19 protein-coding genes, 2 tRNA genes and 1 pseudogene are annotated in these 23,112 nt (G+C 38.9%); 9 read left to right on the forward strand and 13 right to left on the reverse strand.

What is annotated here, in order from left to right; all coding sequences use genetic code 11:
• Positions 1-101: pseudogene (locus R2Q94_RS21565) on the forward strand (DDE transposase); the annotation flags it as partial.
• Between the two features lie 91 nt (positions 102-192).
• Here the strand turns inward: R2Q94_RS21565 and R2Q94_RS21570 are convergent.
• From R2Q94_RS21570 to R2Q94_RS21585, 4 genes are all read right to left on the reverse strand, one after another.
• A tRNA-Val gene (locus R2Q94_RS21570) sits at positions 193-270 on the reverse strand.
• A gap of 45 nt (positions 271-315) precedes the next feature.
• Positions 316-393: transfer RNA gene (locus R2Q94_RS21575), tRNA-Val, on the reverse strand.
• A gap of 128 nt (positions 394-521) precedes the next feature.
• Positions 522-1,247, reverse strand: a complete 726-nt coding sequence (gene recO, locus R2Q94_RS21580; protein ID WP_316823550.1) for a DNA repair protein RecO — start codon at positions 1,245-1,247, stop codon at positions 522-524.
• Positions 1,237-1,593, reverse strand: a complete 357-nt coding sequence (locus R2Q94_RS21585) for a diacylglycerol kinase family protein (protein WP_316823551.1) — start codon at positions 1,591-1,593, stop codon at positions 1,237-1,239. The genes recO and R2Q94_RS21585 overlap by 11 nt, the downstream gene beginning before the upstream one ends.
• 239 nt (positions 1,594-1,832) lie before the next feature.
• Between R2Q94_RS21585 and rlmF the strand changes: the two genes are divergently transcribed.
• Positions 1,833-2,804, forward strand: a complete 972-nt coding sequence (rlmF, locus tag R2Q94_RS21590) for a 23S rRNA (adenine(1618)-N(6))-methyltransferase RlmF (RefSeq protein WP_316823552.1) — start codon at positions 1,833-1,835, stop codon at positions 2,802-2,804.
• 28 nt (positions 2,805-2,832) lie between these two features.
• Here the strand turns inward: rlmF and R2Q94_RS21595 are convergent, their stop codons facing one another.
• Genes R2Q94_RS21595 through R2Q94_RS21605 form a run of 3 tightly spaced genes read right to left on the reverse strand, consistent with a single transcriptional unit; the run spans position 2,833 to position 5,150 of the window.
• On the reverse strand, positions 2,833-3,138 hold the full coding sequence (locus R2Q94_RS21595; RefSeq protein WP_316823553.1) for a hypothetical protein: 306 nt from the start codon (positions 3,136-3,138) through the stop codon (positions 2,833-2,835).
• 18 nt (positions 3,139-3,156) lie between these two features.
• Complete coding sequence (locus R2Q94_RS21600) at positions 3,157-4,443, reverse strand: DUF2130 domain-containing protein (RefSeq protein ID WP_316823554.1); 1,287 nt, start codon at positions 4,441-4,443, stop codon at positions 3,157-3,159.
• 44 nt (positions 4,444-4,487) lie between these two features.
• Positions 4,488-5,150, reverse strand: a complete 663-nt coding sequence (locus R2Q94_RS21605; RefSeq protein WP_316823555.1) for a metal-dependent transcriptional regulator — start codon at positions 5,148-5,150, stop codon at positions 4,488-4,490.
• Between the two features lie 105 nt (positions 5,151-5,255).
• Between R2Q94_RS21605 and R2Q94_RS21610 the strand changes: the two genes are divergently transcribed.
• The 4 genes from R2Q94_RS21610 to R2Q94_RS21625 all read left to right on the forward strand — a co-directional run bounded on the left by R2Q94_RS21610 (position 5,256) and on the right by R2Q94_RS21625 (position 11,170).
• Entirely contained in the window at positions 5,256-7,535 is a 2,280-nt protein-coding gene (locus tag R2Q94_RS21610; protein WP_316823556.1) for a TonB-dependent receptor, read from the forward strand.
• 23 nt (positions 7,536-7,558) lie between these two features.
• Entirely contained in the window at positions 7,559-8,701 is a 1,143-nt protein-coding gene (locus R2Q94_RS21615) for a putative sensor domain DACNV-containing protein (protein ID WP_316823557.1), read from the forward strand.
• A gap of 550 nt (positions 8,702-9,251) precedes the next feature.
• On the forward strand, positions 9,252-9,620 hold the full coding sequence (locus R2Q94_RS21620; RefSeq protein ID WP_316823558.1) for a PadR family transcriptional regulator: 369 nt from the start codon (positions 9,252-9,254) through the stop codon (positions 9,618-9,620).
• Positions 9,617-11,170 (forward strand): PspC domain-containing protein, encoded by a 1,554-nt coding sequence (locus R2Q94_RS21625; RefSeq protein ID WP_316823559.1) that lies wholly within the window; start codon positions 9,617-9,619, stop codon positions 11,168-11,170. The genes R2Q94_RS21620 and R2Q94_RS21625 overlap by 4 nt, the downstream gene beginning before the upstream one ends.
• On the opposite strand, the gene R2Q94_RS21630 is transcribed toward R2Q94_RS21625, so the two are convergent.
• Both R2Q94_RS21630 and R2Q94_RS21635 read right to left on the reverse strand, forming a co-directional pair.
• On the reverse strand, positions 11,171-13,888 hold the full coding sequence (locus R2Q94_RS21630) for a carboxypeptidase-like regulatory domain-containing protein (protein ID WP_316823560.1): 2,718 nt from the start codon (positions 13,886-13,888) through the stop codon (positions 11,171-11,173).
• 559 nt (positions 13,889-14,447) lie between these two features.
• Positions 14,448-15,080 carry an NAD(P)H-dependent oxidoreductase gene (locus R2Q94_RS21635; protein ID WP_316823561.1) on the reverse strand — a complete coding sequence of 211 codons (633 nt, stop codon included), beginning with the start codon at positions 15,078-15,080 and terminating at the stop codon, positions 14,448-14,450.
• Between the two features lie 312 nt (positions 15,081-15,392).
• Here R2Q94_RS21635 and R2Q94_RS21640 point away from each other — a divergent pair, with 312 nt between their 5' ends.
• Positions 15,393-16,601 carry an OmpP1/FadL family transporter gene (locus R2Q94_RS21640; protein ID WP_316823562.1) on the forward strand — a complete coding sequence of 403 codons (1,209 nt, stop codon included), beginning with the start codon at positions 15,393-15,395 and terminating at the stop codon, positions 16,599-16,601.
• A gap of 23 nt (positions 16,602-16,624) precedes the next feature.
• Positions 16,625-17,908, forward strand: coding sequence for an SGNH/GDSL hydrolase family protein (locus R2Q94_RS21645; RefSeq protein WP_316823563.1), 1,284 nt, complete (start codon positions 16,625-16,627; stop codon positions 17,906-17,908).
• 77 nt (positions 17,909-17,985) lie between these two features.
• On the opposite strand, the gene R2Q94_RS21650 is transcribed toward R2Q94_RS21645, so the two are convergent.
• Both R2Q94_RS21650 and msrA read right to left on the reverse strand, forming a co-directional pair.
• A complete protein-coding gene (locus R2Q94_RS21650; RefSeq protein WP_316823564.1) occupies positions 17,986-18,441 on the reverse strand; it encodes a copper resistance protein NlpE in 456 nt (151 codons plus the stop codon).
• 125 nt (positions 18,442-18,566) lie between these two features.
• Complete coding sequence (msrA, locus tag R2Q94_RS21655; protein WP_316823565.1) at positions 18,567-19,169, reverse strand: peptide-methionine (S)-S-oxide reductase MsrA; 603 nt, start codon at positions 19,167-19,169, stop codon at positions 18,567-18,569.
• 243 nt (positions 19,170-19,412) lie between these two features.
• On the opposite strand from msrA, the gene R2Q94_RS21660 reads away from it, so the two are divergent.
• Positions 19,413-20,375 (forward strand): isopenicillin N synthase family dioxygenase, encoded by a 963-nt coding sequence (locus R2Q94_RS21660; RefSeq protein ID WP_316823566.1) that lies wholly within the window; start codon positions 19,413-19,415, stop codon positions 20,373-20,375.
• A gap of 76 nt (positions 20,376-20,451) precedes the next feature.
• Here R2Q94_RS21660 and R2Q94_RS21665 read toward each other — a convergent pair whose 3' ends face one another.
• Positions 20,452-21,024 (reverse strand): DUF1579 domain-containing protein, encoded by a 573-nt coding sequence (locus tag R2Q94_RS21665; protein WP_316823567.1) that lies wholly within the window; start codon positions 21,022-21,024, stop codon positions 20,452-20,454.
• Positions 21,025-21,072: 48 nt separating this feature from the next.
• A complete protein-coding gene (locus R2Q94_RS21670; RefSeq protein WP_316823568.1) occupies positions 21,073-22,905 on the reverse strand; it encodes a serine hydrolase in 1,833 nt (610 codons plus the stop codon).
• Between the last annotated feature and the right edge of the window lie 207 nt (positions 22,906-23,112).

Genomic DNA, 23,112 nt, shown 5'->3' on the forward strand with positions numbered 1-23,112 from the left:
TGGAGTCTTTCAATGCAAAAATCAAGGCTTTCAGAAACTTATTTAGAGGCGTGAAAAATGTAGAATTTTTTCTCTACAGGTTGACTCAGCTATATGCTTAGGAGTTCAAAAAATCGCCTTTGCTCCACAACTTTTGGCATTGATCCGAAATTATTGGACATAAAAAAACCTTTCAGAGGTTCTGAAAGGTTTTGGTGGGAAATGAGGGGTTCGAACCCCCGACCCCCTCGGTGTAAACGAGGTGCTCTGAACCAGCTGAGCTAATTTCCCTTTTGGTTTTACTCTTTTTGTTTTAAAACAGTTGAGTGTCTGTTTTGGTGGGAAATGAGGGGTTCGAACCCCCGACCCCCTCGGTGTAAACGAGGTGCTCTGAACCAGCTGAGCTAATTTCCCTTCTGCTGTACTCTATTTGTATTAAATACGAGCTGAGTAAGCTCTTTCCCGTTTTGCAAAGTTACCTTCGTTTTGGGATTGCAAATATACACCCTTAAATCAGTTTTGCAAAAATATTTTCAACTATTTTATGATAAAATATCTTCCAGGACCTGATGTGAGCGGATTTCTCCGAAAGAAGCGGTGTGTAAGGTGTAGTATATCAGTATTTTATCAAGAATTCTACGGCGTGTTTTATTATCTAACTTTATTTCAATTATTTTTTCGAAAGGCAAAATATATAGTGAAATAAATGGGACTGCATCTTCCTTTTCCATAAAATGGGGATGCACCGGAGGTAAAGATTTAAACTCACCCTCCTGTAAATCGAAATAACTTTGGTCACTTTTGGTCTGCGTACTTGGTGCAAAACCAAGGTAACGTGATAATTTTAATAGAAAAGCCAGATGGAAATTTACATTTAATCCTTCAGATTCATCAAACCAGCAAACGGCATTATAGATGAAATTGAACAAATGTTCATCTGTCATCTGTTGACGAATGCTTTTATATAGCACCTCATTCAGGAACATTGCCATTGTACTTTTCAGAATGTCGTAAGGAATACTGCGGAAAATAGGTGCTGGTCTCAGTTCAGAAATCCGTTGTATGCTTGAGTTTACTTTATGGTAAACTACCATCTCTACCAGATGTAAAGGCTGTAGCATATTCATTTTAATTTTTGCTCTGGGCTTTTTCACCCCATTGATCAGGTAGGATTGCATTCCGAATTTTTCGGTAAACATTTGTACTACGACACTACTTTCACTATAAAGTGTCGTTTTTAATACGATTCCACGTGTTTTATGCAACATGAGTCAATTTTGGAAGAAAAATGATTAAGCCAATCAATAGTGCAGTAAAGGCCGCAATCAACACCGCTCCGGCTGCCACATCCTTAATTATTTTTGCCTTTGGATGGATCTCCGGTGAAACGAGGTCCACCAGTACCTCTATCGCGGTATTGAATAATTCTGAAAGCAATACGATTCCTGAGGCTGTAATAATCCATAACCACTCTTCTGTATTTAGTTCAAAATACCATCCGGCTATGCCAACGATACTGAGGGCACATAGGTGGAACCTGAAATTGAGTTGGCTTTTGCTGGCATAAGCGATTCCGGAAAACGCATAACCAAAACCTTTGATAAATTTAGTCATATGCGGTATAAGTTCTATTCTTTCAGTTTGCAAAGTACGTCATGCTTGACTAGATATCCAATTTTTAAATACTTCATATCGATTTATAGGGCCAAAAATTTCCACCATAAATCCTCAGATGCAAAGAGAAGAGGGCCTAAACCAATTTTTGAGCCTATTGTGGCCAACAAACCATAAAGGGGGCATGACCATGTTTAACCTAAATAACCTTACCTTTGTCGATTATTTAGTTGAAACTAATGTCTATAGAAAAAAACGAGTTACACCCAAGAAACAAGCACCGTTCCAGGTATGATTTTCCGGAATTGATTAGAACTTTACCAGAGCTACGTCCTTTTGTGACGGTTAATCCATATGGAGATGAATCCATTGATTTTTCAGATCCAGTGGCGGTGAGGTTGTTGAATAAGGCGTTACTGAAACATTTTTATCAGATTGATCATTGGGATATTCCGGAAGGGTATCTTTGTCCACCAATCCCGGGAAGGGCTGATTATGTCCATTATTTGGCAGATTTACTCGCTGAAGTAAACAGCGGAACAGCACCGAAATCTTCACAGATTAAAGGACTGGACATTGGCATAGGGGCCAATTGTATTTACCCGATCATTGGGCATCAGGAATATGGATGGTCTTTTGTAGGGTCTGATGTAGATTCGTATGCGATCAGGTCTGCCAAAAATATTGTCGCTATAAATCCATCTTTATCGGCTGCGGTGTTTCCCAGATTACAAATGCATAAAAATCAGATTTTTAAAGGTGTGTTGAAACCGGGGGAAATGTTTGATTTCACAATGTGTAACCCACCATTTCATGGTTCGGCGGAAGAAGCACAAGAGGGAACTCAACGAAAAGTAAGGAATTTAGGGAAACAGAAAGGTAAAACTCCGGTGCTCAATTTTGGGGGGCAGCAGGCGGAATTGTGGTGTGAAGGTGGAGAGGTAGGTTTCATCAGAAAGATGATTCAGGAAAGTCAAATGATCAGCAAACAGTGTTTCTGGTTTACGACATTGGTTTCTAAAAGTATGCACCTACCTTTTATACATGCTGCATTGGATAAAGTATATCCGGTACAGGTTAAAACGATAGAAATGGCCCAAGGTCAGAAGATCAGCCGTTTTATCGCCTGGACGTTCTTAACGCCAGAAGAGCAGGAACGTTGGAAAACTGAACGCTGGTTGAAAAAATGTGTTACCGGTACAAAAACATAAAGGGTACAATTGAAGAGGAGGCCAGCACTTAAAATATAAGTACGCTGGCCTTTTTGTTTTTGAAAGCACCAAGAACTACTCCAGTTTCGATATGTTTAAAAAATAAAACATCACTTTCCTTGAAACGCTTTTTCATCATGCAATAAAGGTGAAGACATTTGATCCAGTTTAGGGCGGTGACTTTATCCTTCCATATTTCTGGATATAAGAGGACCTCATTTCCTTCAATACGGATTATATTTTTTTCTTCCAGCTCTTTTACATTCGCAATGATTTTTGCGGTTTGTGATGCGAGATTAGCAGTATGCTGAACTTTCTTTTTTGCGTAAATCATATTCTAAGATTCAATGAATTATTCCAGTAATAAAGCGTCATCTTCATCATCGGTCAAGCTCAGTTGAATGGTATCAGTACCGGCAATTCCTTCAATGGAACCGCGAATATGAGCAGCATTTAACATGACCTTCTCCAATTGTTTCTCCCTGGCTTTCCATAGTTTTTCCATGGCATCGCGTTCTTTTTGAATGGATAATCTCATGCTCATAAAACCTTCTCTGATGGCTTTCCATTGTTCAGAAAACTCATTACTGGTTAGGTAATCGTATAACATGTGCATTTTATCACCACGATTTTCCTGAGATTTTGTGGCGCCATATAATTTTAAAATTCCATCTCTAAGGATGTAAGAAACTGCTTTTACTTCATCAAATGAACAGATCCATACACCATCTTTTTCACCAAAACAATCCATTCCTTTTGGATAGGATTGCGTCACGATTACGGCTACGTCTACGCCCATGCTGCGCATGTCTTTTTTTAATTTTTCAATCCATTCCATAGAGAAATCTTTGGTGCGCTTACTTTCATAAATAATTTTTCCGCATTCCTGACCAAATTGATTTCTGACATGGTGAACGCAATCTGCACCTCTTACTCCTTTACCCACTTCAGAAATGATATCAAAAGGAAAAGCATTACGCAATAGTTCTTCGAGGATCAGTTCTTGAACCTCGCCTTGCAGCTGCATTGAGCCTTGTTCAGCTTTACGTTTCATTTCTTCTGCGAGTTTTTTCTGGTCGTCCAGCTGTTTTTCCAATTCTTTGACACGGAGTTGATGTTCGGTATCTTTAAGGTTGGTTTTTTCTGCCTCCTGCTTCCTGATTTGCTCTACCATTTCCGCGCGTTGCTCTTGTAACTTGCGTTGCAATTGGAGCTCCATCTCTTCTTCCTTTTCTTTCATGGCCTTTTCCTTCATTAGGAAATCCAGCTCTTTTGAACGGGCAAGTTTCAGCTTTTCTTCTGCTTCCTTCTGGGCATTGTCCATCATTTGAAGTTTATTCTCAAAGTCGCTGGCAATGCTTTTCCTTAATGTTTCCTCCAGGGCAGTTTGTAATACCTTTTTTTCTTCAGCCAGCTTTTTCTCAAAAGCTTGTGCCTGTAGCCTTTGCTGTTGTTCATAAACCTGTTCCTGCTCTTTTTGTTGCTGGGTTAATTTGCTCAACTTTAGTTGATATTCTTCATCCTTTTGCTTAGTAAAAGTAACCATCTTCTCTCTGAGGTCTTTTTTATACTCCTCAGCCATGACTTCTTCAATTGGAAAAGTGTGCGCACAATTAGGACATTTTATTTCTGTTGACATATTTTATGATGGAGGTGATGAATTGAATGGATTTAAATTTACAACTATCTCTTCACAAATAAACTCTCTGCGAATTTCATGGATACATTTCTCTCTTCCTGGTTGGAAATCTGGATGCTCATGGAGCCATCAAAGTCTACCCGTTCCAGAACTTTTATAGGACTGCCAATTGTAATTTGTAACTTTTCGAGGTATTGCAAAAATACGGTTGAAGTATCTTTTACGGCAACTACCTGACAAACTTCTCCTTCTTTTATTTCTGAAAGTAGGATCTTTTCTAACATAGGAATCTCACCATTGGCTTTTGGAATAGGATCACCGTGTGGATCAAACTCAGGAAAGCCCAGAAATTCTTCGAGCTTATCTACGAGTTTGGTAGACTGAATATGCTCTAGTTGTTCGGCTACCTCATGAACCTCATCCCAACTAAAATCGAGCTTCTTATAGAGAAAAGTTTCCCATAAACGATGCTTTCTTAAAATCTCCAGTGCTTGCTGTTTTCCAGATGATGTCAATAAAATCTTTCCATATTTTTTGTAGTTGACCAGATCTTTCTCCTTTAGCTTTTTCAGCATATCTGTGGCGGTAGCTGGCTTTACACCTAAATGAGCCGCCATTTCATTGGTGCCAGCTTCAGGTTTGTCCTCGTTTTGAAAGCTCAGTTTCAATAAGGCTTTTAAATAGTTTTCTTCCGTATAAGATAGCATACTACAAATATAAAATAATAAATATCAAATATGATTTGTTAGGCTCGTCTAACTTATTTAGTTTTGTAATGTTTTGTTAGTCTAACTTTTATTTCACTACAACCAATGAAAACATTATTTATGTGGGCTTTTATAGCTATTCTGCTTTTAATCTGTAGTTTATCTGTTGTTGCGCAAACCGCCAGCATTCGAGGGAGGGTAATTTCTGAAGGAGATCCTGTACCTTTAGTCAATATCAGCCTGGCCTCAACGGGTTTGGTAACCAGTACGGATAGCGCAGGTTTCTATGAATTGACTGGAGTTCAGGCCGGGAGTTATAAAGTTCAGGCTTCGGCTGTCGGTTTCAAGAAAATGGCCAAAATGACGTTCCTGAAAGCAGGAGAATCGCTGCGCCTGGATTTTGATTTAAGTAATTTTCAGAATGATCTGAATGAGGTGGTGGTTACCGGAACATTGAAAGAGGTGAACAGATTGGAAAGCCCGGTGCCAGTGGAGGTTTACACACCGGCTTTCTTTAGAAAAAATCCGACACCAAGCATATTTGACGCTTTGCAGAATGTAAATGGAGTAAGACCACAATTGAATTGTAATATCTGTAATACGGGTGATATTCATATCAATGGTTTAGAAGGGCCTTATACAATGATTTTAATTGATGGGATGCCTATCGTAAGCAGCTTGTCGACAGTTTACGGACTGTCAGGTATCCCAAACTCCCTGGTCGAGCAGATCGAAATTGTGAAAGGTCCGGCTTCTTCTTTATATGGTAGTGAGGCTGTGGGCGGATTGATCAATATCATCACTAAAAAACCTCAGAATGCGCCATTGTTTTCTGCGGATATCTTTGGGACCACTTATGCGGAATTTAATGCAGATCTGGGACTAAAAACTAAAGTAGGAAAGGCGACGGCCCTTACCGGAGTTAACTATTATAAATTCGGGAATGTGGTAGACCATAATCATGATCATTTCACCGATGTGACCTTACAGGACCGGATTTCTGTGTTTCAAAAGTGGAATTTACAGCGTAAGGAAAATCGTCTTTTTACCCTTGCAGGTCGTTATTTGTATGAAGATCGTTGGGGTGGAGAAACGAATTGGAATAAATCTTATCGGGGCGGAGATCAGGTGTATGGGGAGAGCATTTATACCAAAAGATGGGAGTTGATTGGAAATTATCAGTTACCAGTAAAAGAAAAGATATTTTTTGCTTTTTCTTATAATAACCATGATCAGGATAGCCGGTATGGAGATAAATCTTACATCGCTACACAAAAGGTAGGCTTCGGACAACTGACCTGGGATAAGAAGATCAAAGCACATGACTTCCTAATTGGAACGGCATTGCGGTATACCTATTATGATGACAATACAGCTGCTACCGAGCTAAATAATCCAGCAAAAAATATCTGGCTCCCTGGAATTTTTGTACAGGATGAAATCAGCCTGAGCCCAAATCATACTGTGCTGGCGGGTATTCGTTACGACTATAATTCTTTACATGGCAATATCATGACGCCCCGGGCAGCCTATAAATGGAAATTAAACGAGCAGAACATCCTTCGTTTAAATGCTGGAACTGGTTTTAGGGTGGTTAATATTTTCACGGAAGATCATGCTGCATTAACTGGGGCAAGAGAAGTAGTGATTGCCACAAAACTGAAACCTGAAAAAACCTATAATGTGAACCTGAATTTTCTTAGGAAAATGTATGCCAATGATGGGACATATTTTGGGATAGAAACTTCGGCATTTTACACCTATTTTAACAATCGGATTATTGGTGATTTCGATACTGATCCGAATAAAATTATTTATGATAATCTGGATGGTTACGCAGTAAGTAAGGGCTTAACCGCTAACTTTGATATGGCCTTAAATAATGGTTTGAAATTAGTTATTGGGGCGACTTATCAGGATGTGGCGACCTTTGAGCATGGGATTAAAAAACAACAGATTCTAACGGAAAAGTTTTCAGGAAATTGGGCGGTTTCTTACAGACTCAAAGCTTTGGATCTGGGAATTGATTATACAGGAAATCTCTATAGTCCTATGCGCTTACCACTCCTTGGGCCATTAGATCCAAGGAAAGAATTTTCTCCTGTTTGGAGTATTCAGAATATCCAGTTTACCTATACTGGATTCGAGTGTTTTGAGCTTTATGCTGGGATTAAAAATTTGTTGAACTGGACCCCTAATCGTGGAAATCCATTTATCATTGCGGGGTCAAATGATCCTTTCGATAAGCAGGTCATTTATGATGAATATGGGAAAGTAAAACCCACTGAAAATAACCCTTATGGGCTAACATTTGACCCAAATTATGTGTTTGGACCTAATCAAAATATCAGGGGATTTTTTGGCATCAGGTATACCATAAAATAATAGGAATAGTTTAACTTTATGGCATGATCTACTACTCGACCTATCAGGCAGCAAGGGTGATTGCCCCAAAAGTTGAAGCTATTTTTGCAGCGCACCTTTCTGCAGCCAGAGAAAGTGGAGAAGATGATCTTGCCCCATTGCCTACTGCAAATGTGGTGGAAGCCATTATTGATGCCACTTTTTGGGCAAGCTTGCGTAAAGAGGAAGGGCACTCACCGAAGATTTCTTTAGCCTATCTTCCCCCTCAGCAAGCGGGAAACCCCTTGCTTTTCAAACATCGTTTGCCTTTAAATGCAGGAATACTAACTAAAATTGCCCCTGGTGTGGAACGGGCGGGAATTCATCTTGGCGTATGGATGGAAGATGATGAACTCTTTGTTTGGGGAACTACTGTAAGCATTCCTAATTTTTGCTTTGTACTGGATGTTTCAGAGCCTGCCTTATTGGTGATCAAACACCGCAGGATCTATGGGTTTGGTAAGTTTACAAACATTGCGGTACTCAAAGGTGATCAGGTGAAGATGGTAGAAGAGAAACATACGGATATGAAAGATTGTCCGCCAATGTTACTTTCGCTGCTAGACCTTACTGCACCTTCTTACTGGAACGATTCAGTCAATGTGATGATTCAGCTTGCAGTCTCTATGAGAAGTCATGGGAGAGGAGGCACCTTATTGATTGTACCTACAGAGACGAATCATTGGTTGCAATCCATTATTAAACCTATTCAATATTATATACAACCCGCTTTTACCGGTCTTTCTAAGTTATTACAACAGGATCGAAAGGAAGCGAGTCAGATTTTTTGGCAAACCGCACTGAAACGGGAAGTGGAGCATTTGGCAGGATTAACTGCTGTAGATGGAGCTACCGTGATTAGCAGCGATTATGAGTTATTGGCATTTGGCGCCAAAATAGGTCGGGCGAAGGGAAAAGATAATATTGATGAAATTTCTTTTTCTGAACCTATAAAAGGGGGAGATGCGATTGTGGTTCATCCAACGAAAGTTGGAGGAACAAGGCATCTTTCTGCGGCACAATTTGTCCATGATCAAAGAGATGCGACTGCATTGGTAGCTTCACAAGATGGACATTTTACCATTTATAGCTGGTCGCTGAGTCAATCCAGAGTTCAAGCCCATAGGATTGATACCTTGTTATTGTAAATGGTTTTTACGCATTAAAAAAGCGTATCATAATACGCTTTAAAAATAAATCAATGTTAATGATTCTACCTGCACTTAGGAAAATATAATCGCTCCTATTATCGTTGCCAACAGTAAAAAAATCAATACAACCCGATCCGCATTGATCCAGTCTTTCTGAGTAATTACCCTTTCAGTTTTTTCTTTTTTTTGCCTGGCAAAAACATGAAATATGGAAAACGATTTACTTAACATAGGTAGATGTTTTGAGTAGATGTAATTGATTTAATGCAAAGTGTGAGCCAAAATCAGTAGTAAATGTTGGATTGTTAATAAGTTCTGCTCTTCTTTCATTTTAACTGTTGATTAGTTGATTTTTGTGCTCATTATCAGTGCTTTGGTGTTGAAAAAATTTCTATGCTGTCCTTTTTATTAGTCTTCCTTTAACTTTTCCTGTCTATTTTTATTGAAAAAAATAATAACGCTGATAATCAGCTAATTAAGCTTAATTTAGTATTTTATATAGTACTATGTATTGCATATTACTATATAAAACATATAACTTTGAATTATGATAGCAGAAAATACGCAAACACAAATGCGAAAGGGCATATTGGAATACTGTGTGCTCCTGATCATATCCAGAGGTGAGATCTATGCTTCCGATATTATCGCAGAATTAAAGACAGCCAAATTGCTGGTTGTGGAAGGAACTTTATATCCTTTATTAACCCGACTGAAGAATAATGGCTTGTTGAGTTATAATTGGGTGGAATCAACTTCCGGCCCGCCTAGAAAGTACTATCTGTTAACCACAGAAGGAATGGCCATACTTGGTCAGCTGGACCATACCTGGCAGGAGTTGGCCTATGCCATCAATACTTCTAAAAAAGGAACAGATCTGGAATCCGTGAACCAAATAAACCTAACCAAATCATGAAAAAGACGTTAAACATAAATATTGGCAATTCCATCATTCACTTAGAGGAAGATGCTTATGAGATGCTCACAGTTTACCTGAATGAGGTAAAACAACATTTTGCAAAGAATGCAGATGATTTCGAAATAGTCACGGACATTGAAAACAGGATTGCAGAAATGTTCGGAGAGATCCTGACTATACAACAAAAACAAGTGATCGATATCCAGGATGTACGATCGGTGATTATTCAGATGGGTTCTGTGAAGGATTTTGAAAATTCAGAGGAACAGGAAGAGAATAACGGAAATTATCAGCCCTCATCCACCCCGACTGGGATTAAAAAATTATACCGGGATACAGATCAGGCCATGGTTGCTGGTGTTTGTGTTGGCTTAGGACACTACTTAAATATTGAAGCTCGTTGGCTTAGGTTAGCAGCATTGATTTCGATCTTTATTGGAGGCTCTGGAATTTTGATTTATCTGATCATGTGGATAGTAATTCCTAGAGCAGAAAGCAAGTCCGAGAAAATGGCAATGAGAGGAGAAGCGGCGAATCTAAGAGGATTTATGAACAGCCATCTGAACCCCTTGGTACAGCAGTCGCGTGGTTTCCTGGCTGAGTTTTTTGAGTTTTTAGGAAACTTTATTAGTGGTACAGGTAAAGCTGTGCTTAAGGTAGTGGCTACTGGAGTGGTGATTTTTGGTTCATTCTTATTGCTCATGCTGATCATTAGTCTGGCAGGATTATTCGGGCTATGGGACGCAGCTGTTTACAGCTATTTCCCATTCAGTATCATAGATGAAACTTATTTCAGCAATATGGTGCTCGCCGCATTTGTCGTGTTTGTAATTCCGATTCTAGCGCTGGTGTTGTTCTCTATCCGAGTTGCTTTCAATGGTAAGCCTATTCATAAAACGCTTTCTTTTGGCTTGCTGATCATTTGGCTGGTAGGCTTGGCAGTGAGTGTTTTTTATATTGCTAAAGTAAGTGCCGAATTTAAGGAAAGTGCAGAATTTGCCCAGGTGACAGAGTTGGTACCACATAAGACACTTGTTTTGTCTATTGATAAGACCAGGTTCTTCACAAAGGAAGATAGTTTAAATTATAAGATTGATCCGATAAATTATAAAGGACGAAGAATTCTGAATGATGGAAGAGGCCCTTTGGATCAGCCAAGAAATATGAGTCTGAGACTGGAGAAAAGTCAAAATGGAAAGATAGCGCTTACCGAAAATTATAGTTCAAATGGCAGAACTTTTGAATCGGCTTTGAAAAATGCACAGAATATACATTATGATTTTCAACAGGTAGATTCAACTTTAAATTTTAGTTCAGCCTTACAACTGATGAAAAAAGCGAATTATCGAGGTCAGGAAGTGTCGTTGACTTTAGCTGTGCCAGTAGGAACCCATTTAAAGATCAATCGAGATTTCAATAGATATTTAAATGGGTATAATTTCTGGGATTGTTATTCGGACGACAATCAGGAATATTCTGAATGGGTTATGACCGAAACTGGTTTAGAGTGTCTGAATCAGCACAAAGAGGGTGATTCAGACCACTAGTTATTTTACTGTGTAGCGGTAGACAAAGCGACTTAAATTGCCGTATTTGTCTACCCCTTCAATTACTGCTTTATACGTTCCTCTGCCATCGGCATTCCAGTATTCTAATACTAAAGGGGCAGTACCACTGGTATTCACTCTAGGATTCCAATAAATTGTGCTTCTCAAATCATTAAAATTATAGGTGTTTGCAGGGTTGGTATATTTAGGCATATAGAATTCGCGCTGTTTGCTAAATCCTTTCGGACTAAACTTAAGCATGTTTTCTTTAGGGAGCATTTTCTTTAAATCAGCAATACTCATGTTGCTTTTTACCACTTTCTTCGTATTTACCACCAGTACTCCATTGGTGTTATACATCCTATTAATGGTACCAAGGTCATCTTTAGTGAACACTTCTACAGATTCTACATCTTTCGGGTTTACGCCCAATAAAGCCATATAGTCCAGTGCCATTCCGTTGATGAAGATGGCTACTGGAACCCTGCTGCCAGATTGGTAATCACGGGTCACGTAGAAATTGTTTTCAAAATAAGTTAAGCCAATAGCCATAGTTTGTAAGCATAACGCAAGGGAATTACAATCTTTTAAGCGATCTCCCTCAATTACAGTAGCATTGATTGAACTTAAACCCGCCAGATTGGAATGATCTGCATGACTCGGTCTTTTTACTTTAGCGCCTTCAATCTTTACTTCTTTTAAGTTGCGAAGGAAGTTGTATTGCTTTTTACTATTGTTTAAGTAAGCTGATAAAGTACTGTCAATATTTTCGGCTGATCCAACATGATTGAGGTTTTTTCCTACGTCAGGTAATGGGGATCCATCTAATAAAATCATTAAGTTAGAACCATTGGTGCTGTATTTTGCATTGATCAAGACCTCAGATGAATCTGGAATCACCAGATTACCAAACGCAAAAATTCCTGACGGACTGGTGATGGCTTCAGCAGAAATACTGGTTCCCGGAACGGTTAGGCGTAAAGCACCTTTTCTGACTGGCATTCCTGTACGATCTCTCAGTGTACCTGTGATGCGCATATCTTGCTCTGGTAGATAAGTGATTGGAGTAGGCTTACCAGTTAAAACCTCTTTCATTGTAAAACGGCGGAAACCCTGAGTCAATAATAGTAAGTCAAGGTCAGCTATTTTTTTCTCATCTGGTTTATGGAAATAATAATTAGGTTTCTCTACATAGCCCTTTAGGTCGGAAGTCAATAGTAATGAACTTAAAATTGTAGTTTCTGTATCCTCATCCACCGGAACCTTAGTTTCATCAGTAACAGATACTGAATAAGTACCTTCTAATGGTTGAGTGACGCTTTTGGGGATCACACTTAGCTTTACTTTTTGTCTGGGTTTATAGGTAGGTAAATCTGATTTAAGTGATAAGTTTTCCTGTGTTGGGTAGTTAAAGGCCAGACGCTCATTAAGTGGCTCACCACTTTCAGAAATAAGCGTCACTTGTACAATTCCGCTTGGGAATTTATCTTTCGGAATTTTTGCTGAATTTACCTGAGTAGCCAGGCGTGTTTTTGCCGCATAATAGATAATTCCTCCTTGTGTGGCTATAATGAAATATGTTTTGCCTTTGTTTTGCTCAAAATAAGCATCATTTGCAAGGATTTTTAGGTTGAAATTCACCGGATCAGTATTGGTAATTTGAGTGATGATTCCGCTCGGGCTCGCCTTTGGTAATTCAAAGGTTTTGGTGCTACCATCTTTGAAACTCACATTCGCTTTATAGGTTTTACCTGGTTCTGTATTCAGGTAAAAAGAGCCCATTCCTAAATTGTTTGAGCTAAAGTTGGTTAAGGTATTTCCCGTATTGTCTATAATTGTTCCTGTTAACGCTGCGCCTAATCCTTTAGCATTAAGTGCTTTGAAACTGATTCTTACGGCTATACCGTTGACTAATTCTCCTCCTTCAGGGAAGAATTGGAGGTCATTGTCGGATTTAACAGGTCTTAAGCTAAAAGTAGAAGTCAGGATTTCCTTTTCAGTTAGGCTAAGCTCTGTAATGAGCTCACCATTGGTGATGAGTTCATTTTTACGGGGTTCTATTTTGATTTTTAGAATTCCATTCTGATCTGTTGTGCCTTTTCCTTTACTCACCGTTTCATAATTAGAAATGACTTTCCAGTTCACCAGTTTACCAGCCTGAACTACCTTATCCGCATTTTTAAACTGAATAATTGCGTTTATGGTTTGACTTTTATCTGTTTGCACATTGGTATAATTGAAATGTGTAATCAGTTGCTTGTCTATAGCCTCTCCGATTGGAATGGTTTTTTTGAAAAAGTACTGATCACTAAAGTTCATCATCCAAACGGTATAAGCTTTAATGTAATAATTGCCTTGTTTATAAGTGCCTTGTGTTAAAGGGATATTACCCGTGGCTACACTGTTTACTGTTGGAAGTTTTAAGGTTTCAACCAGGGAATCCCGCTCATTGATAACATCCACATAAACAATCTTGCTGAGCTGAGAAGGAATGTTCTGTTCCATAGTCAGGTATGCTTTAAACCAGATCGTATCTGCAACACTATAGTAAGGTTTATCGAAATGTAGATAGACTTTTTCTATAGGCTGCTCGTCGGAGAGTTTTTTGGTTTTGCTAATGATATTGTTTAAAACAACACTGTCCTGTTGTGCATTTGCAGAAAAGTGCAAAGTTGTGGATAGCAAAAGAAAGGCAATAACAAAGTTTATCAGTTTCATCAAAATAATTAAAAACGGTTAATATGGCTAATATATTGAATTATGAAGGGAATAGCCTTATGCTGAGCTATGTTTAACATATTTTGACATTTAAAAAATGGGGAGTGGTAAACTTGGAATGTCTTTTTTTCGGTAAGATTTGCAAGATTTTGTATTTAGGGTATTGCTTCCGTTATTGGGGAAATGTGGATTACTAAGGTTATTAATTGATTGATTATTGCTGAATTAACAAGTTCTTATTCGTTTATCCACATTGTACTGTGGATAACCAGCTGAGATTGGGGAATTTTGTATGAGAAGGAAGGATAATTAAGATGATTTTATGGAATGTTCTCGGGTTAAAGCATAGAATTGTGGGTTGTTTATGAAGTCAAAATGCTGTTAAATTGGTATTTAACAGTTTATTCACATTGTGTTATCCACATAGACTTGTGGAAAAGGTTTTGATTTTGTGGATTACTAAGATTGTTGGCCATAAAAAAACGCCTCTTCTTACATTTGATGTAAGTAGAGACGTTTTAAGGCAGATATTGAGGTTTATCTTACGATAAAGCGCTTTTTATTTCATTTCGATTACGAAGTCAGCCATTGGGGTACGTACTTTTTTAAGACCTACCAACCAGTCGCCATTTTCTGCTCTGTACCCTAAAGGTAACAAAGTTGTGCTACGAAGACCTTTTTCTCTTAATCCCAACAATTCGTCTAGTTTTGCAGGATCAAATCCTTCCATCGGTGTAGCGTCTACTTTTAACAAAGCAGCTTCCGCTAAAGCTACACCAAATCCGATATAAGCTTGTTTTGCCGCATGATGGAAATTCTCTTCCGGTGTTTTTGCCGTATAAGTTGCAATTAGTCTGTTCAGATAATCGCCGTTCGCATCTTCCGGTAAGCCACGTTCCAGATTCCCCTTGATGAAAATATTTTTGATGTTTTCTTCAGTGTAATTCTCCCATGCCGCAAAAATCAATAGGTGTGAAGAATCTGTAATTTGCTCCTGTCCATAAGCGATCTCTTTGATTTTCTCTTTTAACTCAGGATTGGTTACTACAATTACTTTGAATGGTTGTAAGCCAGAAGAAGTTGGAGCAAGATGCGCCGCTTTAATAATTTGATCAACTTTATCTTGTGAAACCTTTTCACCATTCATTTTTTTTGTGGCATAACGCCAGTTTAATGCTTCAATTAAGCTCATGGTAATATTTTTTTATTATAAATGTTCGTTTTTTTATTGTTAGTTATATAGCAACTAAATAAATAACAGTGTTAGCAAATGTAAGTATGTTACTTAGATCTGAGTTCATTCTTTCATAGTTTTGACTTTTAGATGATACTCAGTTTTAAGAGGTAAGCTCGATGTTATGATCAAAATTTTGGAATAACATTTGGATTGTTTTGGTTTATTGTCTAAACTCGTTAATTATTATGCAAGCATAGTTTGTTGCTATATGTAAAACTCTCTCCAACTTATTTTGTTTAATAATAACCAATTTAATTCTAACCATGTATGAAAAAGATTTTACTTAGTTGCTTATTGGCTGTGCCTGTTCTTGGGTATTCCCAGTCTTTCCAGGTGAACCTGCAAGGACAAAAACAAACTGCAATGGGAGGAGCAGGAACAGGACTTGCTTTAGATGAAGCTGCCGTGTTTTTTAATCCTGGAGCTGTATCCTTTCTGAAAAAAAATGGCGTTCAAGCCGGAATTAGTCCCTTATACCTGAAAACGGCTTTCCGGGAAAATGGTTCTAATGTTACAGAATACAATAAAGATAAAATCGCAACCCCGATAATAGGGTATGCTGTTTTCGGTTCTCCTGAAAACCGACTCCGGTTTGGTTTGGGAATTTATACGCCGTTTGGCGGTGCGATGCACTGGAAAGAGGATTGGACGGGTAGGTACTCGGTGACTTCTCTAGATCTACAGGCCATTTATATCCAGCCAACTTTAAGTTTGAAGATATCTGACCATGTTGGTATTGGTGGTGGTATGGTGTATTCACTTGGAAAAGTAGACTTGAGAAAGGCTTTACCTTATACTTTGAATGACGGCCGACAAGCGACAGCTCAGTTGAAAGGTCATTCTAAGGATTTTGGATGGAACGCGGGTATTTACGTGGAAACGGTATCCGGAGTTTCTATTGGTGTAACACATCGTTCTCAGGTAACAGCAACCGTAAAAGATGGTGATGCAAATTTTGATGTTCCTGATGCGATCAGAAGTCGTGTTCCTACTAAATTTGCTGCAGAACTTCCTTTACCGGCGACAACCACTTTGGGCTTAGGTTATCATCCTTCTGAAAAAACGACTCTTGCTTTTGATGTAAACTGGGTACACTGGAGTAAATACAAAGAGTTAGGATTCGATTACAATAATAATTTTGTATCCCCAGCCTCCCCAAGAAATTACCATGACGCTGCGGCATTGCGTTTTGGGATTCAAAATCAAACCACCAGAAGGTTGGCTTTACGCGCTGGAATTGGCTACGCATTTACACCGGTAGGCGAAGGATATGTGACACCTGAAGTTCCGGATGCTAACCGCCTTCTGCTAAGCGCAGGGATTGGATTTAAAGCTTCTGAGAAGTTTCATATTGATTTTTCCTTCCTGTATGAAAACGTAGAGAAAAGAAAAGAAACAAATATTGAAACCCAATTGGCAGGAGAGTTTAAAACCTTAGCCTATATTCCTGGTATTTCTTTTTCTTATAAATGGTAATCCACCCCTTCAGATAAAACACAATGAACTCAAAATACATCTATAAAAGTATAATTGCAGTCGCTATTCTTGGAATGGCTTCCTGTAAACCAGAATTGAGCAGTATCACCCCGTCCAAAGGAAGTGCTGATTTTTCCCGATACATTGCAGTGGGTAATTCCCTAACTTCCGGTTATGCCGACAATGGCTTGTATCTGGAAGGACAGAAAAATTCTTTTCCTGAAATGATTGCTGGTCAGATGAAAACAGTTGGTGGTGGTGCTTTTTCTACTCCATTCTTTAAAGAATCTGAAGCAGACGGTTCAGGTTATAAAATCCTGACCGGATTTACGCCTGGAGGTTTGCCCATTGTTGGCGATCAGGATGCACATACTGCATATCGGACAACCACACCAACCAAATTATTCACAAAATATGTTGGTGACATCAATAATTATGGAGTTCCCGGAATTAAATTATTACACATCACTCTACCTCAATACGGTAATTTGAATAATTATTATGAACGCTTATTGCCTACAGATTTTCCTAATAATACGAATGCTCCATATCTCGGTTTTGTAACAGCTAAGCCCTACACTTTCTTTAGCATGTGGCTGGGAAATAATGATATTCTTGGTTATGCGACTTCCGGAGGGGCAAATCCTGCAGACCAGCCTACGGATAAAAATACCTTTGCCAGTTTGTACAATCTGGCAGCGAGTACGATGACTGCAAATGGAGCTAAAGGTGTGGTCGCAACGATTCCTGATGTTTTAGCGACTCCTTTCTTTAATACCGTTACTTTAGGCTCATTACTAGCTGCGGTACAAGTTTCGGCACCAACCATTAATACTCTTTATATCAGAACAGGTAAAAATGTAGTTAGAGCAGCTACAGCAAAGGATTACTTTGTCTTGCCATTATCATCCGCTAATTTGATCGGCACAGGTGCTGTTCCTTATGGTTTATTTCCTTCAAATCCCATTGAAAGCCAATGGGTGCTGGATCAGGACGAAGCTTTAGTTGTGGCGGATTATGTAGCAGCTTATAACAATACGATTAAATCTGTGGCCACAAGTAAAGGGTTAGCTATCGTAGATGCTTATGCTCTATTAAAAGAATATAGTGCAGGAAAAGTCGTAAATGGGGTGCCAATAAGTGCTGCCTACATCACTGGAAATCTTTTTTCTTTAGATGGGATCCATTTAACCCCAATGGGCTATGCGCTGATTGCGAATGAATTCATTAAATCAATCAATGGAAAATATGGGTCCTCCATTCCTATTGTAGATGTTACCAGATATAGAGGTGTGAAATTCCCGTAATACCAATTGATTTTCATTACCCAAAATTTAAGCCCTCAAGATTTTGAGGGCTTTTTTAAGAATAGAAATATTCAAATCTACATTGCCTTTTTTAGTACGTATTTATCTGCAAGTGGACCTGTAATCTGTTCACCATCCATATCCAATTGTTTTAGGATATTTTCTCCCACAAAAAAGGTGTTTGATTGATCTTTTAAACCAATTAGCTCCACTTTAGATCCAGTGTTATCCCATTTAAAGTTACCACGATCCTCGGGGAAGTGGGTATCCTTCCCCATGTAATTCGTCTTTAATATATAGGTCATGTCAGGATTTAAAGTCAATTCGGTTTGGATGCCTTCGCAATCAGCACAAGGAATAACTCCCTTATAAGTACCAGCCCAGTCTAATGAATTTTGCGCATTATGAGAATCATATATCGCGGTTTTTTCCGTCTTCTGTGTACTGTCTGAATTACTGCTAACTTTTTGATCACTGTTGCAGGCCATGAAAAATATGGAAATGCCGGCCAGTGTTAAGATTTTTGTTTTCATGGGTGAATCATTTTGTTTGGCTCATAACTGATATGTATTGTCCTTTAAAACGATTTCCAGGGAAATATGTTTGATGTCTAACTGGCATTTGATCAAATGATGCTTTTTTTAATGAAAAGTGTTGATTAATGAGGTTTCAGTTTCGCTTTAAAAATCTTTTCTAATTTTTCCAGTTTAGGTAAGATAACGAGTCTGCAATAAGGCTGGTTACCATTTTTGTTGAAATAGTCCTGGTGGTAACCTTCCGCCACATAAAAAGTGCTTGCTTTGTCTATGGCAGTCACTACAGGTTTTCCATATGCCTTACTGTCGTTGAGTTCCTTTTTATATTTTTCGGCAATTTGTTTTTGTTCGTCATTATGGTAAAAAATGACGGAGCGGTATTGTGTACCCACATCTGCACCCTGACGGTTTAAGGTAGTTGGATCATGACTTTTCCAGAATACTTCCAATAGCTCGTCATATTTAATTTTCGAAGGGTCATAGCTGACCTCAATGACTTCAGCATGGCCTGTTGTTCCGGTACAGACATCTTCATAACTGGGATTGGCAACGGATCCACCTTCATAGCCTGATCTGACTGCTGTAACTCCATCCAGGCGTTGGAAAAGTGCTTCTGAACACCAGAAACAACCCATACCAAAGGTTGCTTTTTGTAATTTTTTAGACTGTGCACTGGCATTGCCTGCAGACAAGAGAATTAGAATCATTATTGATAAATACTTCATAATAGTAAAGACAAGTTGAAAACACTTTCATCATATAATACGTAAGAGTCGAGTTTAAAGTTTTTTATATATCGAATCTAATTCGATATGACAATCAACTGATAAACCGCATAGCTCTTCTTGAAATGTGTATAACTTAATGTATTTGTTTTCAGTCAATTGCTTTTCATTTATGTTGATATTTAACATTTATTAACAATACTTTATTAAATTTGTAGTGTTAATACCTATAAAAATATTGATATGTCAACACCTTATATTCCTAGTTTAGACCTGGGCTCATACATCAATGGAGATGATGCGCAGCGTAAAAAATTCTCTGATGAATTGGGTAGAGCTTTTAACGATTCTGGTTTTGTAACCATCACTAATCATGGTGTAGATCAGGAATTGATTGATAAGCTTTATGCTAACATTAAAGGTGTTTTTTCTCTTAGCCCAGAGCAAAAGAAAAAATATGAAAGAGCAGAACTTGCCGGCCAGCGTGGTTATACCAGCCCAGGCAAAGAGACGGCCAAAGGCGCTAAAACAGCAGACCTGAAAGAATTCTGGCAAATCGGTCAGGAAGTGATGGATGGTGATCCGATTAAAAAGGAATACCCTGATAATGAAGTGCTGGAAGAACTTCCTGAATTTAATGCGGTAACCCGCGAAATTTATGAACGTTTAGAAAATAATGGTAAGCATTTATTGCGTGCGATTGCAACTTATCTGGAATTACCAATTGATTATTTCGATCAGCATGTACATAATGGGAACTCTATTTTAAGAGGTATTCATTATTTTCCAATTGAGAACCCTGAGGCCTTACCGGATGATGCAGTTCGTGCAGGTGCACACGAAGATATCAATTTAATCACTTTATTGATTGGAGCAAGTGCAGATGGATTGGAAGTATTGACCCGTAGCAATGAATGGTTACCAATTAAAGCTGGTCATACTGATATTGTAGTAAATGTAGGGGATATGTTACAACGTTTAACGAATAATAAGTTACGTTCTACCACACATAGGGTAGTGAATCCACCACGTGAATTGATGAAAACATCTCGTTTTTCAGTTCCTTTCTTTTTGCACCCACGTGCAAATATGGATTTGACAAGTTTACCTTCTACAATTGATGAAGCACATCCAAAAGTTTATTCAGATATGACTGCTGGTGAATATCTTGACGAGCGTTTACGCGAAATCGGCTTGAAAATGTAATTGTTTTCATAAAGCATAAAAAAAGGGATCAATAAATTGATCCCTTTTTTTATGCTTGTCTTTAAATGGAAGCCACTTATTTTCTTCTGCTAAGTTTTATTTCCATGGTTTTCATTTCTTTTCCATCAGTGTTGCAGTACATTTCCATTAGTTGATGGTCGTCGTCTACATACTTGAATACTTCCCGGATGTCCATGTTTTTACCGGTCATCGGGTCAACACAACTTCCTTTAAAATTGATGGTTTTGTTGTCATTGTCCCAGGTGCCTTCCAGGTTCATAATGCCTGTGCCCATGTTATCTATCCAGGTGGAAACAAAAACTTTTTTTGAATTGTCGTAGCCTAATAGGCTCATTCCTTCAAAAGGCATTCCCATCATGTTCCCTTCGTGCATAGATTGTTGATAACGGCCCCCCATGATCATTGAATTTGTGCAGCTACTTTTACTTTTTGTGGGCGGCGCATCGGGAGCCATCCACATGGTTACTTCTCCATCCCATGTCCCATTGTCCTTTGCAATCATCTTGTGTACATCTCCTGGAGTCATGTAGGCTTGCCATGCTTTCATCATGGCGTCATCCTGTGCATGTACCCTGCAGGTTATGGCCAGCATCAGCAAAGCCATAACAGATAATGTTAACTTTTTCATTTTATTAGAATTAAGTTTTGTACGTTATCTAATTTACGAAAAACTGAGCTAATTCAGGCCTTTTTCAAAAGCTTTATAAATCGCGTCCTGAATTCTTGGTCGGATTTTTAAATTCCCTAATTTCTCTGATACTGTGGGGTTTACCCTATTGGACAGGAAGACGTACACGAGCCCTTTAGCTGGATCTACCCATACTGCGGTGCCTGTATAGCCTGTGTGACCGTAGGTGAGTGGAGAGGCCAGTTGCGAAGGGTATTTTTTGGTAGCATCAGGATCCCATCTGTCGAATCCCAGCCCTCTTCTGCTAACATCTGATTGTTTTTTTGTAAACATATCGACGGTTTGAGGCTGGAAATATTGATTGCCACCATAGCTGCCTTTATTGAGTAGCATCTGGTAAATAATAGCCAGGTCATTTGCACTGGAAAACAAGCCTGCATGACCCGAAACTCCACCTGATAATGCGGCCCCCTGATCATGAACATATCCTTCTAATAGTGTTTTCCTGAAATAATTATCTTGTTCTGTTGGTACAATCTGATCTTTGGAGAATCTGTTCCTTGGTAAGAATCCTGCAGTTTGCATGCCTAGTGGCTTGTAGAAATTCTCCCAAACATAAGTGTCTAGCGGTACACCGCTTAATCGTTCACAGATTTCTTTCATCACATACATGCTGATGTCGCTGTATACATATTTACCACGTGTTCTAATTGGGGAGTTTAGCATTTTTGGCCACATCACCTCTTTAAAGAAACCTTTTTTGATGTAGTAGTTATCCGCAACCTTAGTAGGGAAAGCTGCGCTGGAATCCCTGCTGTAATCACCAGGTTTTACAAAATCATGAAAAGGAATAAAAGGAATGAAGCCAGCCTGATGCAGCATGACTTCCCGAACTTTAATCTCATTCATCGGTGATAACCTCGCTTTTGGAATATAGGCGCCGATATTGGTGTCCAGGTTTAGCTTGTGTTCTTCAAATAACCGCATCACGGTAGGGGTAGTTGCAGTAGTCTTGGTAAGAGAGGCCAAATCGAAAATATCTGTTACTTTTTCTGGTAAACCGTTGGTATAGGTGTGGTTGCCATAGGCTTTGTTGAAGATGACTTTTCCATCTTTTGCTACCAATACGACAATTCCTGGGGCAGCTTTTTCCCGGATGGCTTCATTTGCGATGTTGTCGATTTCTTTGAGATTGTCGGAATTGACACCGGCATCTTCAGGAAGGCTATACTTTAGTCTGGTTTGACTGGTGGTTGCTCCTTTGCCGATGCTGTACTTGGAGGAGTAACTGGCGGTTAGTTTTTTACTGAATGGGATGCCGCCAAAAATCATCTGAGGTACAGCCATCGCTGCTGCTTCATTAATCTGGTTGGCCCAGACAATAGGGGCACTAAGTCCATCGAATGCCAGTAGGCTACCACTTTCTCCAAATAAGGAAATAATGATCTTTTTATTTTTGGCAATGCTACTGATGAAATTCATGTTTCTGGGATTGTTTATTGCCGAAACCGGCATTGCAATGATCACCAGATTGAAATATTTGAGGTCATCTTCCAGTTCATCGAGCGTGCTGGAAGCGGGGTAGGTGTTAGAAGAGAAGCTGCTGACTTTGGAATATTTATTTAAAAGGCTGTCAAAGGTCGACTGGAATTCGAAACTGAGGCTCACTGCAGCAATATTTTTCTGATCTAATGCTGTTAAAGGGATGAGCTGCGTTTCGTTATTTAGCAATACCGTATTGCTACTCACGCTATTGAGTATCTCTAGCTTTTGCAGGTTTTGCTGATGATTTTGTGCACAGGCTCCGAAGCTGAATAGGGCCATAAAACTAGTGGCAATAATTCCTACAAGGTTTGGTTTAGTGCGATAGTTCTTTTCCATTTAAGTGTGTTTTAAAAATTGCGATCTCCGTTTTTAAGGCGGTCTTACAGAATTGGCCGGAACTCAGAAATTAAAGACTTTCAATACCCGCGCCAAATGCCGGCATTTCCTGTCGATAAAGATAGAAAAAGGAACAAATAAAAGGAGAAGAGGCATGAAAAGACAAATTATTAACAAATGAAAAACGAAGATTGAGGCTTATTTTCC

The organism is Pedobacter gandavensis (assembly GCF_032678465.1).
GTDB lineage: Bacteria > Bacteroidota > Bacteroidia > Sphingobacteriales > Sphingobacteriaceae > Pedobacter > Pedobacter gandavensis_B.